This window comes from Pantoea sp. M_9, assembly GCF_008631385.1.
In the GTDB taxonomy this organism is placed as follows: domain Bacteria; phylum Pseudomonadota; class Gammaproteobacteria; order Enterobacterales; family Enterobacteriaceae; genus Pantoea; species Pantoea eucrina.
The window spans coordinates 181,069-194,156 of record NZ_VWUF01000004.1 but is presented as its reverse complement, the minus strand read 5'-3'; the positions used below and the strand labels follow the sequence as shown (position 1 = coordinate 194,156).

Here is a 13,088-nt window from a genome sequence, read left to right as displayed (position 1 = left end):
TCTGATGAGGTTAATGTGAAATTTGAATTAGATACCACAGACGGACGCGCGCGTCGCGGACGTCTGGTTTTCGATCGCGGCGTGGTTGAAACCCCGGCATTTATGCCGGTGGGCACGTATGGCACCGTTAAAGGCATGACGCCGGAAGAGGTGAAAGAGACCGGTGCGCAGATCCTGCTGGGCAACACCTTCCATCTCTGGCTGCGTCCGGGTCAGGAGATCATGAAGCTGCACGGCGATCTGCATGACTTTATGAACTGGCAGGGACCGATTCTGACCGATTCGGGCGGCTTCCAGGTATTTAGCCTGGGTGATATCCGTAAAATCACCGAAGCGGGCGTGCATTTCCGCAACCCCATCAACGGCGATCCGATCTTCCTCGATCCGGAAAAATCGATGGAGATCCAGTACGATCTCGGCTCCGATATCGTGATGATTTTCGACGAGTGCACGCCATATCCGGCTGACTGGGATTATGCAAAACGTTCGATGGAGATGTCGCTGCGCTGGGCACAACGCAGCCGCGATCGCTTTGATTCGCTCGGTAATAAAAATGCGCTGTTCGGGATTATCCAGGGCGGTGTTTACGAAGATTTACGAGATGTCTCCGTCAAAGGTCTGGTAGAGATTGGCTTTGATGGGTACGCTGTGGGCGGCCTCGCGGTGGGTGAGCCTAAAGAGGATATGCACCGTATTCTGGAACATGTCTGCCCGCAAATTCCGCAGGATAAACCGCGCTATCTGATGGGCGTCGGAAAGCCAGAAGATCTGGTGGAAGGCGTACGCCGCGGTATCGATATGTTTGACTGCGTCATGCCTACCCGCAACGCGCGCAACGGTCATCTGTTTGTTACCGACGGCGTGGTGAAAATCCGCAACGCGAAGTATAAAGATGACACCGCACCGCTGGATGCGGAGTGTGATTGTTACACCTGTCGCAATTACAGCCGCGCCTACTTGCATCATCTTGATCGCTGTAACGAAATACTGGGCGCACGCCTGAATACGATTCACAATCTGCGCTATTACCAGCGTCTGATGGCGGGTTTACGCCAGGCCATCGAAGAGGGTAAATTAGAGCACTTTGTTAGCGAGTTCTACCTACGGACGGGCAAAGCGGTTCCACCGTTAAACGTCTGATTATTCTATCAATGAGGGAAATTAAATGAGCTTTTTCATTTCTGACGCCGTCGCAGCAGCGGGCGCTCCGTCACAGGGAAGTCCGTATTCTCTGGTGATCATGCTGGTGGTTTTTGGTCTGATTTTCTACTTCATGATCCTGCGTCCGCAGCAGAAGCGCGCCAAAGATCATAAAAAGCTGATGGACTCCATCTCGAAAGGGGATGAAGTGCTGACCAACGGCGGCCTGGTGGGTCGTGTCACTAAAGTTGCTGATACCGGTTATATCGCTATCGCCCTGAACGACACCACTGAAGTAGTGATTAAACGTGATTTCGTGGCCGCCGTCCTGCCGAAAGGGTCGATGAAGGCGCTGTAATTTTATCTTCCCGAAGGGAACTGCCGTGTTAAACCGTTATCCTTTGTGGAAGTACATCATGCTGGTCGTCGTTATTCTCATCGGCCTGCTGTATGCGCTTCCTAACCTTTATGGTGAGGATCCGGCCGTTCAGATCACTGGTGCGCGCGGAAGCGCCGCCAGTGAGCAGACGTTGGATCAGATCCAGAACGTACTCAAACAAGACAACATTCAGAGCAAATCCCTCGCACTGGAAAATGGCGCTATTCTGGCGCGTTTCGATAACACCGATGTGCAGCTGCGCGCGCGCGAAGCGCTTACAACTGCGCTGGGTGACGATTTCGTGGTAGCCCTCAACCTCGCTCCGGCCACGCCGCGCTGGCTCACTCTGCTGGCAGCGGAACCGATGAAACTCGGCCTGGACCTGCGGGGCGGGGTGCACTTCCTGATGGAAGTGGATATGGATACCGCACTGGGCAAGCTGCAGGAGCAGAATGCAGACGGCCTGCGCAGCGATCTGCGTGAAAAGAATATTCCTTATACCAATGTCAGCAAACTCGCTAACTACGGTGTGGAAGTGCGTTTCCGCGACGCTAAAAGCCGCGATGACGCGATCGGCTACCTGACGCCACGCCACCGCGATATGGTATTCACCAGTGCGGGCAGCGATGCAATGCGCGCGGTGATGACCGATGCGCGCCTGAGCGAAGCGCGGGAATATGCGGTACAGCAGAATATTAATATCCTGCGTAACCGTGTTAACCAGCTGGGCGTTGCCGAGCCGCTGGTGCAGCGTCAGGGTGCCGACCGCATCGTGGTTGAGCTGCCAGGGATCCAGGATACCGCGCGTGCGAAAGAGATCCTTGGTGCCACCGCGACGCTGGAGTTCCGTCTGGTTAACACCAGCGTGGATCCGGGTGCTGCGGCAAATGGACGCGTACCGGGTGACTCAGAAGTGAAGAAAACGCGGGAAGGGCAGCCGGTTGTGCTCTATAAGCGCGTCATTCTTACCGGCGATCACATCACCGATTCCACGTCCAGCATGGATGAGTACAACCAGCCGCAGGTGAATATTTCACTGGATGGCGCGGGCGGTAACATCATGTCGAACTTCACCAAGGACAACATCGGCAAGCCGATGGCGACCCTGTTTGTGGAGTACAAGGACAGCGGTAAGAAAGATGCCAACGGCAGAGCGATTCTGGCGAAGCAGGAAGAAGTGATCAACGTGGCGAACATTCAGTCACGGCTGGGTAACAGCTTCCGCATCACCGGTATCAGCAACCCGAACGAAGCGCGTCAGCTGTCGCTGCTGCTGCGTGCCGGTGCGCTGATTGCGCCGATTCAGATTGTCGAAGAGCGTACCATTGGCCCGACTATGGGTCAGCAGAACATCACCCAGGGTCTGGAAGCCTGCCTGTGGGGTCTGATCGCCTCAATCATCTTTATGGTGGTGTTCTACAAAAAGTTTGGTCTGATCGCGACCAGCGCGCTGCTGTGTAACCTGGTGCTGATTGTCGGCATCATGTCGCTGCTGCCAGGCGCCACGCTCACCATGCCGGGTATTGCCGGTATCGTGCTGACGCTGGCGGTTGCCGTAGATGCCAACGTGTTGATTAACGAACGTATTAAAGAAGAGCTGCGTAACGGACGCTCGGTACAGCAGGCGATTCATGAGGGCTACAAAGGCGCCTTCTCCAGTATCGTCGACGCCAACGTCACCACGCTGATTAAAGTCATCATTCTTTATGCGGTTGGTACCGGCTCCATCAAAGGCTTTGCAATCACCACCGCTATCGGTATTGCAACCTCGATGTTTACCGCTATCGTCGGCACCCGTGCCATCGTTAACCTGGTGTACGGCGGCAAACGCATCAACAAGCTGTCTATCTGAGGAGTGCGTTGTGGCACAGGAATATAGTATTGAACAGCTGAACCACGGGCGTAAGGTCGTAGACTTTATGCGCTGGGATACGCTGGCGTTTATCATCTCGGGTCTGCTGATCGTGGCGTCAATCGCCATTATCGGCGTGCGCGGGTTTAACTGGGGACTCGATTTCACCGGCGGTACGGTGATTGAGATTAACCTGGAGAAGCCTGCAGACCTCGATGCGCTGCGCGAAGGGCTGGTAAAAGCGGGCTTTGACGAGCCGCTGGTGCAGAACTTTGGCAGCAGCCGCGACGTGATGGTGCGGATGCCACCTGCGACCGGCAATGCGGGTCAGGAGCTGGGCAACAAGGTGTTGTCCTCTATCAACCAGACCACGCAGCAGAACGCGACGGTAAAACGCATTGAGTTTGTCGGACCAAGCGTAGGTAGCGACCTGGCGCAGGCGGGGGCGATGGCGCTGCTCTCTGCGCTGATCGCCATTCTGATCTACATCGGGTTTCGCTTTGAATGGCGTCTGGCGCTGGGCACCGTACTGGCGCTGGCGCATGACGTTATCATCACCTGCGGCCTGCTGGCGCTGTTCAGCATCGAAATCGATCTGACCATCGTTGCCTCGCTGATGTCGGTAATTGGTTACTCGCTTAACGATAAGATTGTGGTTTCTGACCGTATTCGTGAGAACTTCCGTAAGATCCGTCGCGGTTCTTCTTACGATATCACCAACGTGTCGCTGACCCAGACGCTGAGCCGTACCCTGATCACCTCTATCACCACGCTGGCGATGATCCTGATCCTGTTCATCTTTGGCGGCGCGCTGCTGAAAGGCTTCTCGCTCACGATGCTGATTGGTGTGACCATCGGTACGATCTCATCCATCTACGTCTCTTCAGCGCTGGCGTTGAAGCTGGGGATGAAGCGTGAGCACATGCTGGTGCAGAAAGTGGAAAAAGAGGGCGCCGATCAGCCTTCTATTCTGCCGTAAGCCCGGCGCTGACCCATGCAAAAAGGCCCTTCTCCGGAAGGGCCTTTTTTTATGGCACGGCGTCTGCCGTTACCTCATGTACGCGCACATAGCCGAGCCGATCCGGTGTCAGATCACTCAGGCGCAGCGGCACCGTTACCGTGCTGCGCGGCATCAGGCTGGCGGGCACGCTGATGCGCTGACTCAGGCTGTCGGCGGCCAGCGGCTGACCGCTGGCGGGATCGCTTTCACCCCACACCACGGTCGCGCTCAGCGCCGGTAGCGACTTGTCATCAGCAGAGCGGATAACCAGGCTGGCCTGGCTGCCATTAGCTTCTGCACTCACCTTCAGCAGTGAGAGACGCAGCGTACCCAGCTGCGTCTCCAGATCAACCGGCGTTGCGGAACCGGGCACCAGCCATGCGCCCTGAGTGGAGCGGCTGTTAAGCTGGCCCTGCTGCTCCAGCGCGCTGGCGCGGCGGGTGAGATGACGCATCTGCTGATTGAGCTGGCTCACCTCCTGATGCAGCTCTCTGACCTGCGGGGCAGGAGGCGGGGTGCTGCAGCCGCTCAGCAGCAGCAGCGACAGCACTGCCGGAACCGGTAAGCTCCTGAGTATCATGCTCTCTCCCGCACCTTATTCCGGAATTCGCAGTACCTGGCCCGGATAGATTTTGTCCGGATGGCTCAGCATCGGCTTGTTAGCTTCAAAGATTTTGTTGTACTGATTCGGATCGCCGTAGACCTGTTTGGAAATAGCGCTCAGGGTGTCGCCTTTCTTCACTGTGTAGAGGTTGGCTTCGCGTGCGGTATCGCTGACGGTAACTTTATCATCCACTTTAGTGATGCCGGCAACGTTACCCGCTGCCACCAGAATCTTCTCTTTAAGCTCCTGTGAAATGCCGTCGCCGCTGACGGTCACGGTATCACCCTGCACATTTACGTTGACTTTATCGCTGTCTGGCAGGCCGAGCTTGTTAATGTGGTCCTGCAGCTTTTTGCTGGAGTCATCACCGCCTGTCACGCTGTCCCACAGTTTCTCTCCTGCTTCTTTGACGAAGTTAAACAGACCCATAGTTCCTCCTGTGATTGTGCCGGATTGGCTCTTTAAGCGTAGTGCGTTTTTAAAATTTTCCGGCAGAAGCGGTTATGAGCGCTGAAAAAATCGCCAGGCAGGCGGCCTCTGTTTTGTTAAATGTGAGTTCGCGTTACACTGTGTGGCCCAAAATCTCGCGACAGGAAACGTCATGCATTGCCCATTCTGTTCCGCTGTGGATACCAAAGTGATCGACTCACGCCTGGTCAGTGAAGGTTCCTCGGTGCGCCGCCGCCGTCAGTGTCTGGTTTGCCATGAGCGCTTTACCACATTTGAGATGGCGGAGCTGGTGATGCCGCGTGTGGTAAAAAGCAACGACGTGCGTGAGCCTTTTAACGAAGATAAGCTGACCAGCGGTATGATGAAGGCGCTGGAGAAGCGTCCCGTCAGTGCTGATGCGGTCGATAGCGCAGTCAATCACATTAAAACCCAGCTGCGTGCGACCGGCGAACGTGAGATTGCCAGCAAGCTGATTGGCAACCTGGTGATGGAAGAGCTAAAAAAACTGGATAAGGTCGCCTATATCCGCTTCGCCTCGGTCTACCGCAGCTTTGAAGATATTCGCGACTTTGGCGAAGAGATCGCCCGCTTACAGGACTGAATCATGACCGATGCTCGCTATATGGCGCGCGCGCTGGAACTGGCGCGACGCGGTCGTTTCACTACCACGCCAAACCCCAATGTCGGCTGCGTGATCGTGCGTGACGGCACAATTGTCGGCGAAGGCTGGCATCAGCGCGCGGGTGAACCGCATGCTGAAGTGCATGCGCTGCGCATGGCCGGAGAGCAGGCGCGCGGCGCAACCGCCTACGTTACGCTGGAGCCGTGCAGCCATCATGGCCGGACGCCACCCTGCTGCGATGCGCTGATTGCCGCTGGCGTCAGCCGCGTGGTAGCCGCCATGCAGGATCCTAACCCGCAGGTTGCAGGACGCGGTCTCTGGCGCCTGCAGCAGGCGGGAATTGAGGTGAGTCACGGGCTGATGATGGCGGAAGCAGAAGCGCTCAATCGCGGTTTTCTCAAGCGTATGCGCACCGGGTTTCCCTGGATTCAGCTCAAGCTTGGCGCTTCACTGGATGGGCGCACAGCGATGGCGAGCGGTGAGAGCAAGTGGATCACCTCGGCGGCCGCCCGCCGGGATGTGCAGCAGTTCCGCGCGCAGAGTTCCGCCATTCTTACCAGCAGCGCTACCGTGCTGGCTGACGATCCGTCACTCACGGTACGCGCAGATGAACTCAGCGACAGCGTTCGCCAGCAGCTGGATACGCAGACTCTGCGGCAGCCGGTGCGGGTGGTGGTTGACAGCCAGCAGCGCGTGACGCCGCAGCACCGGCTGATTCATCAGCCGGGTGAGAGCTGGCTGATGCGTACCGCTCCTGATGACGCCGCGTGGCCGGAGGGCGTAACGCAGATTGCGGTGCCGCCGCGCGGCAAACAGCTTGATCTGGTTGCCATGATGATGCTGCTTGGTCAGCGCCAGATTAACAGTGTCTGGGTCGAGGCAGGAGCGGGCCTGGCGGGCGCGCTGATTCAGGCCGGACTGGTAGATGAACTGATTGTTTATATCGCACCGGTGCTGCTTGGCGACGCCGGACGCGGGCTCTGTACGCTGCCCGGGCTGGAGGCGCTGAGCGCTGCGCCGCGCCTCGATTTTCGTGATGTGCGCAAAGTGGGTGACGATCTGCGTCTTACCCTGACCCTGCGTTAAGCATGCACGGAAAAGCCTGAGCGCCGGGCTAAAGAGTATGATAGAATCCGCCCCCTTCTGCGGGGGCTATAAAACACACACCCAAAGGATATGTATGAACGTTATCGAAGCTGCTGTTGCCACGCCTGATGCTAAAATTGCCATCGTGATTGCGCGTTTTAACAACTTTATCAATGACAGTCTGCTGGATGGCGCGGTAGATGCGCTGAAGCGTATCGGTCAGGTTAAAGCTGAAAACATTACCGTGGTCTGGGTGCCGGGCGCCTATGAGCTGCCGCTGGCCGCACGCGCGCTGGCGAATACCGGTAAGCACGACGCGATTGTTGCGCTGGGCACGGTGATCCGTGGCGGCACTGCCCACTTCGAATATGTGGCAGGTGAAGCGAGCTCCGGTATCGCTAACGTGGCAATGAGCTGCGAAATCCCGGTCACCTTCGGCGTTCTGACCACCGAAAATATCGAGCAGGCGATTGAACGCGCCGGCACGAAAGCGGGTAACAAAGGCGCAGAAGCCGCGCTGACCGCACTTGAAATGATCAACGTATTGAAAGCCATTAAAGCCTGATTTTTGTAAGGGGAATTTTGTGAAACCTGCTGCTCGTCGTCGCGCCCGTGAGTGCGCTGTCCAGGCGCTCTACTCCTGGCAGTTGTCCAACAACGACATTGCCGATGTGGAATACCAGTTTCTGGCGGAACAAGACGTCAAAGACGTCGATATTAGCTATTTCCGCGAACTGCTGGCCGGTGTGGCGACCAACAGCGCGTACCTGGATGGCCTGATGAAACCCTGGCTGTCGCGCCAGCTTGAAGAGCTGGGTCAGGTAGAAAAAGCGATCCTGCGCCTTTCGCTCTATGAGCTGAGCAAGCGTGCGGATGTGCCTTATAAAGTCGCCATCAACGAAGGTATTGAGCTGGCAAAAGTGTTTGGCGCTGAAGACAGCCATAAGTTTGTCAACGGCGTGCTGGATAAAGCCGCTCCGCAAATACGACCAAACAGAAAGTAGTGCAGAAGGCCGGGTGACCGGCCTTTTTTCATTGAGACCTGATTTATGTCCTGTGGTGAATTTGAACTGATCGCACGCTATTTCAACCGTGTAACCAGCTCCCGTCGCGACGTGGAGAAGGGCATTGGTGATGACTGTGCGTTACTGAACGTTCCTGACAAACAGACCCTCGCTATCAGCACCGATACGCTGGTAGCGGGCGTCCATTTCTTATGCGATATCCATCCGGCCGACCTCGGCTATAAGGCGCTGGCGGTAAACCTCAGCGATTTAGCTGCGATGGGCGCCGATCCGGCATGGCTGACGCTGGCGCTGACGCTGCCTGAGGTCGATGAGACCTGGCTGGCGGGCTTCAGCAACAGCCTGTTTGAGCTGCTCGACTACTACGATATGCAGCTGATTGGGGGCGACACCACGCGTGGTCCGCTCAGCCTGACGCTGGGTATTCACGGGCTGGTGCCTGTCGGGCGCGCGCTGAAGCGCTCCGGTGCAAAGCCGGGTGACTGGATCTACGTTACCGGCACGCTGGGTGACAGCGCGGCGGGACTGTCGCTGCTGCAGCATCATCATCGTCTTGACGATCCGGCGGTGCATGAGGTGCTGATCAAGCGTCATCTGCGTCCAATGCCGCGCGTGCTGCAGGGCCAGGCGCTGCGCAACCTTGCTACATCGGCAATCGATATCTCTGATGGCCTGATTTCCGATCTTGGCCATATTCTGACGGCCAGCCGGGTTGGCGCACGCCTGAATCTCGACGCGCTGCCGCTCTCCGCTACGCTGCGCGATCACTTTGCGCCAGAGCAGGTGCTGCGCTGGGCGCTGAGCGGCGGTGAAGATTATGAACTCTGCTTCACAGTGCCTGAAGTAAACCGCGGCGCGCTGGATGTGGCGCTGGGCCGGCTTGGCGCACCTTATACCTGTATCGGGCAGATTGCCCCGGAAGCGGAAGGGTTAACGCTGCTGGAGCACGGTAAGCCGCGCCGCTTTAACCATAAAGGATTTGACCATTTTGACGCGCGATAAAGATGTAGCGAAAAGTCGTCTGCGGATGCGCAATCCCTGGCATCTGCTGGCAACCGGTTTTGGCAGCGGATTAAGCCCTTTTATGCCTGGCACCGTAGGCTCGGTGGCCGCGATCCCGTTCTGGTGGCTGATGACGTTTCTGCCGCTGCAGCTCTATTCACTGGTGGTGCTGGTGGGTATCAGCGTGGGCGTCTATCTCTGTCATCGCACCGCGCGTGACATGGGCGTACACGATCACGGCAGCATCGTCTGGGATGAGTTTATCGGCATGTGGATCACGCTCATGGCGATCCCGGTGCTCAACGGCTGGTGGGTGCTGGCTGGCTTTGTCATCTTCCGGATTTTTGATATCTGGAAACCGTGGCCTATTCGCTGGTTCGACAAGAACGTTCATGGCGGAATGGGCATTATGGTCGACGATATCATCGCCGGCGTGGTCTCCGCAGCCGTATTATACGGCGCCGGCCTGCTGCTGTAGGGGTGGCCAGGGGCGCATGAATGCGCCCCCTACGTTATGTTTTTGTAGGGGCGGCATTTATGCCGCCCTGGNGCTGGCCTTGTCATCTTCCGGATTTTTGATATCTGGAAACCGTGGCCTATTCGCTGGTTCGACAAGAACGTTCATGGCGGAATGGGCATTATGGTCGACGATATCATCGCCGGCGTGGTCTCCGCAGCCGTATTATACGGCGCCGGCCTGCTGCTGTAGGGGTGGCCAGGGGCGCATGAATGCGCCCCCTACGTTATGTTTTTGTAGGGGCGGCATTTATGCCGCCCTGGTTTCAGGCGCATCGATACGTATAACTGCGATACATGATTCGGCCAGGGACGCATGAATGCGCCCCCTACGTTATGTTTTTGCAGGGGCGGCATTTATGCCGCCCTGGGTTCAGGTGCATCGATACGGTATATGACGCGGCCAGGGGCGCATGAATGCGCCCCCTACAAATTATGATGTAGGGGCGGCATTTGTGCCGCCCTGGTTTATGCGGATATCAATTGCTTACTCATACCCTACAGCCGGATGCGGCTGATAGACCATCTCCAGCTCGGCGATATCTTCCGCACTCAATTCAACGTCAACTGCTTTGACCAGCTCGGCAAACTGCTGCTCACGTGAAGCGCCGATGATAGGGGCAGTCACGACGGGTTTATGCAGCAGCCATGCCAGCGCGACCTGCGCGCGCGTCACCTTTTTCTCCGCAGCAATGGTAGCCAGTCGCTCTGCAATCGCGGCGTCGTTCTCTTCGGTGCCGGTATAAAGCTTCTCCATCACATTATCAGAGACCGATCGCGCGGTGGTTTCCCCCCAGGGGCGCGTCAGTTTGCCGCGCGCCAGCGGGCTCCACGGCAGCACGGCGATGCCCTCACGCTGACAGAGCGGGTGCATCTCTTTCTCCTCTTCGCGCTGGATCAGATTGTACTGATCCTGCATGCTGACAAAGCGCGCCCAGCCATGATCTTGCTGCAGCTGCAGTGCCTGAGCAAACTGAGAGGCGTGCATGGAAGAGGCGCCGATATAGCGCGCCTTACCCGCTTTCACGACCTCATCCAGCGCCTGCAGCGTCTCTTCAACGGGCGTGGCATAGTCCCAGCGGTGGATCTGCAGCAGATCCACATGATCCATGCCGAGTCGCATCAGGCTGTCATCGATCGACTGCAGAATATTCTGCCGCGACAGGCCCTGCGACAGGTTGCTGAGCGGGAAGTAAACTTTGGTCGCGACCACCACGTCATCGCGCCGCGCGAAATCTTTCAGCGCGCGTCCGAGGATCTCTTCGCTGCTGCCGTCAGAATAGCTGTTGGCGGTATCAAAAAAGTTGATCCCCGCGTCCAGCGCCTGTTTGATCAGCGGCCGGCTGCTCTCTTCCGGCAGCGTCCAGGCGTGGTTGCCGCGCATCGGATCGCCATAAGTCATGCAGCCTAAGCAGAGTCGGGATACCTGGAGATCGGTCTGGCCTAAACGAACGGTTTTCATTGAGAGCTCCTGCTCTTATGCGTGGGAAAATGATTCCGTAAGCATAGCAGCAGGAGCGAAGAGGGGAGTTACTGCGCGAGCCAGGCCGCGATTTGCTGCTGAATGCCGGCAGCATCCAGCTGATAGTCGTGACGCACCTCTTCCTGAGTACCCTGCGGAATAAACTCATCCGGCAGGCCAAGGTTGAGCACCGGCACGGCCAGGCGTTTCGCCATCACAAACTCATTTACGCCGCTGCCGGCCCCACCCATGATGGCACCTTCTTCCAGCGTTACCAGCGCCTCATGGCTCTGCGCCAGCTCGCGAATCAGGGTTTCATCCAGCGGTTTCACAAAGCGCATATCTACCAGCGTGGCGTTCAGTGCTTCGGCCGCGGCCTGCGCATCCGGCAGCAGCGTGCCGAAGTTGAGGATCGCCAGCTTTTCACCCTGACGCTTCACCACCCCTTTGCCCAGTGGCAGACTGGTGAGCGGCTCAAGCGTGGCACCGGTACCGGTACCGCGCGGATAGCGCACCGCGCTCGGGCCCGCCTGATAGTGATAACCGGTATAGAGCATCAGGCGACACTCATTCTCGTCGCTTGGCGTCATAATCACCATGCCGGGCACGCAGCGCAGATAGGCGATATCAAATGCGCCCTGATGCGTCTGACCATCCGCGCCGACAATACCGCCGCGGTCGATAGCAAACAGCACCGGCAGCTGCTGAATCGCCACATCGTGGATTACCTGATCGTAAGCGCGCTGCAGGAAGGTGGAGTAAATCGCTACGACCGGCTTGTAGCCGCCAATCGCCATGCCAGCAGCAAAAGTCACAGCGTGCTGTTCAGCAATCGCCACGTCAAAATATTGCTGCGGATAGGCGCGCGAGTAGCTCACCATGCCGGATCCTTCACGCATTGCCGGCGTGACCGCCATCATGCGCGGATCGTCAGCGGCGATCTCACTCAGCCAGTCACCAAAAATCTTCGAGTAGCTCGGCAGACCGGGCACGCTTTTTGGCAGCGCACCGCTGGCCGGATCAAACTTCGGTACGGCATGCCAGGCGATGGGATCCTGCTCGGCAGGGGCATAGCCTTTGCCTTTTTTGGTCATGATATGCAGGAACTGCGGACCTTTAAGATCGCGCATATTCTTTAGCGTGCTGACCAGCGTCAGCACATCATGTCCATCAACCGGACCGATGTAGTTAAAGCCCAGCTCCTCGAACAGCGTGCCGGGTACCACCATGCCTTTCAGATGCTCTTCGGTGCGCTTCACCAGCTCTTTGATAGGCGGCAGACCGTCCAGCACGCGCTTGCTGCCTTCGCGCAGGCGCGAATAGGTTTTACCGGAGAGGATCTGCGCCAGGCGGTTATTCAGCGCGCCAACGTTCTCCGAGATCGACATCTCATTGTCGTTGAGGATCACCAGCATATCGGGCTTGATATCGCCGGCATGGTTCATCGCCTCAAACGCCATTCCGGCGGTAATGGCGCCGTCGCCGATGATACAGGCGGTGCGGCGACCTTTGCCTTCCCGTTCGGCGGCCACCGCCATGCCGAGACCGGCGCTGATAGAGGTAGAAGAGTGTCCAACGCTCAGGACGTCATATTCGCTCTCACCGCGCCATGGAAACGGATGCAGGCCGTTTTTCTGCCGGATGGTGCCGATGCGATCGCGGCGTCCGGTCAGAATTTTATGCGGATAAGCCTGATGGCCTACGTCCCAGACCAGATGGTCAAACGGGGTGTTGTAGACGTAATGCAATGCGACGGTCAGCTCGACAACGCCCAGACCCGACGCAAAGTGGCCGGATGAGCGGCTGACGCTATCCAGCAGATACTGACGCAGCTCGTCGCACAGGGCCGGAAGTTTCTCTTTCGGCAGTAAACGTAATTCCTGCACCGTGCCTGCTAACGCCAGTGTCGGGTATTTTGCAATATCAAAACTCATCAGAGACTCATTATGA

General features: G+C 57.5%; 14 protein-coding genes and 1 pseudogene. 11 read left to right on the top strand and 4 right to left on the bottom strand.

All coding sequences use genetic code 11. The annotated features are described in order from the left end of the window. The first annotated feature begins 15 nt into the window (after window positions 1-15). Genes tgt through secF form a run of 4 tightly spaced genes read left to right on the top strand, consistent with a single transcriptional unit; the run spans window position 16 to window position 4,350 of the window. Entirely contained in the window at window positions 16-1,140 is a 1,125-nt protein-coding gene (gene tgt / locus F3I15_RS09630) for a tRNA guanosine(34) transglycosylase Tgt (RefSeq protein WP_039385736.1), read from the top strand. 25 nt (window positions 1,141-1,165) lie between these two features. Then, on the top strand, window positions 1,166-1,498 hold the full coding sequence (gene yajC, locus F3I15_RS09625) for a preprotein translocase subunit YajC (RefSeq protein ID WP_039382958.1): 333 nt from the start codon (window positions 1,166-1,168) through the stop codon (window positions 1,496-1,498). A gap of 25 nt (window positions 1,499-1,523) precedes the next feature. Next, window positions 1,524-3,371: a protein translocase subunit SecD gene (gene secD / locus F3I15_RS09620; RefSeq protein WP_150017683.1), complete on the top strand. Its 1,848-nt coding sequence runs from the start codon at window positions 1,524-1,526 to the stop codon at window positions 3,369-3,371. Window positions 3,372-3,381: 10 nt separating this feature from the next. Beyond that, complete coding sequence (gene secF / locus F3I15_RS09615; protein WP_065649969.1) at window positions 3,382-4,350, top strand: protein translocase subunit SecF; 969 nt, start codon at window positions 3,382-3,384, stop codon at window positions 4,348-4,350. Between the two features lie 49 nt (window positions 4,351-4,399). Here secF and F3I15_RS09610 read toward each other — a convergent pair whose 3' ends face one another. After that, window positions 4,400-4,951: a DUF3251 domain-containing protein gene (locus F3I15_RS09610; RefSeq protein WP_150017681.1), complete on the bottom strand. Its 552-nt coding sequence runs from the start codon at window positions 4,949-4,951 to the stop codon at window positions 4,400-4,402. A gap of 15 nt (window positions 4,952-4,966) precedes the next feature. Then, the gene (lysM, locus tag F3I15_RS09605; protein WP_039382962.1) at window positions 4,967-5,404 is read right to left on the bottom strand and encodes a peptidoglycan-binding protein LysM; all 438 of its coding nucleotides are present in this window, start codon (window positions 5,402-5,404) and stop codon (window positions 4,967-4,969) included. 172 nt (window positions 5,405-5,576) lie between these two features. Between lysM and nrdR the strand changes: the two genes are divergently transcribed. The 7 genes and pseudogenes from nrdR to F3I15_RS09570 all read left to right on the top strand — a co-directional run. Further along, window positions 5,577-6,026: a transcriptional regulator NrdR gene (gene nrdR, locus F3I15_RS09600; protein WP_039382963.1), complete on the top strand. Its 450-nt coding sequence runs from the start codon at window positions 5,577-5,579 to the stop codon at window positions 6,024-6,026. 3 nt (window positions 6,027-6,029) lie between these two features. Continuing rightward, complete coding sequence (gene ribD, locus F3I15_RS09595) at window positions 6,030-7,133, top strand: bifunctional diaminohydroxyphosphoribosylaminopyrimidine deaminase/5-amino-6-(5-phosphoribosylamino)uracil reductase RibD (RefSeq protein ID WP_150017679.1); 1,104 nt, start codon at window positions 6,030-6,032, stop codon at window positions 7,131-7,133. Between the two features lie 94 nt (window positions 7,134-7,227). Further along, window positions 7,228-7,698: a 6,7-dimethyl-8-ribityllumazine synthase gene (gene ribE, locus F3I15_RS09590; RefSeq protein ID WP_039382965.1), complete on the top strand. Its 471-nt coding sequence runs from the start codon at window positions 7,228-7,230 to the stop codon at window positions 7,696-7,698. 19 nt (window positions 7,699-7,717) lie between these two features. Next, window positions 7,718-8,137 (top strand): transcription antitermination factor NusB, encoded by a 420-nt coding sequence (gene nusB / locus F3I15_RS09585; protein WP_039382966.1) that lies wholly within the window; start codon window positions 7,718-7,720, stop codon window positions 8,135-8,137. A 45-nt stretch (window positions 8,138-8,182) separates the two neighbouring features. Continuing rightward, complete coding sequence (thiL, locus tag F3I15_RS09580; RefSeq protein ID WP_150017677.1) at window positions 8,183-9,160, top strand: thiamine-phosphate kinase; 978 nt, start codon at window positions 8,183-8,185, stop codon at window positions 9,158-9,160. After that, a complete protein-coding gene (gene pgpA, locus F3I15_RS09575; protein WP_065649963.1) occupies window positions 9,147-9,638 on the top strand; it encodes a phosphatidylglycerophosphatase A in 492 nt (163 codons plus the stop codon). Before thiL ends, pgpA begins: the two co-directional genes overlap by 14 nt. An 81-nt stretch (window positions 9,639-9,719) precedes the next feature. Next, window positions 9,720-9,869, top strand: a pseudogene (locus F3I15_RS09570) (phosphatidylglycerophosphatase A); the annotation flags it as partial. Window positions 9,870-10,163: 294 nt separating this feature from the next. Here F3I15_RS09570 and F3I15_RS09565 read toward each other — a convergent pair. Further along, window positions 10,164-11,138 (bottom strand): aldo/keto reductase, encoded by a 975-nt coding sequence (locus F3I15_RS09565; protein WP_150017676.1) that lies wholly within the window; start codon window positions 11,136-11,138, stop codon window positions 10,164-10,166. A 68-nt stretch (window positions 11,139-11,206) separates the two neighbouring features. Continuing rightward, window positions 11,207-13,072 (bottom strand): 1-deoxy-D-xylulose-5-phosphate synthase, encoded by a 1,866-nt coding sequence (gene dxs, locus F3I15_RS09560; RefSeq protein ID WP_065649961.1) that lies wholly within the window; start codon window positions 13,070-13,072, stop codon window positions 11,207-11,209. Between the last annotated feature and the right edge of the window lie 16 nt (window positions 13,073-13,088).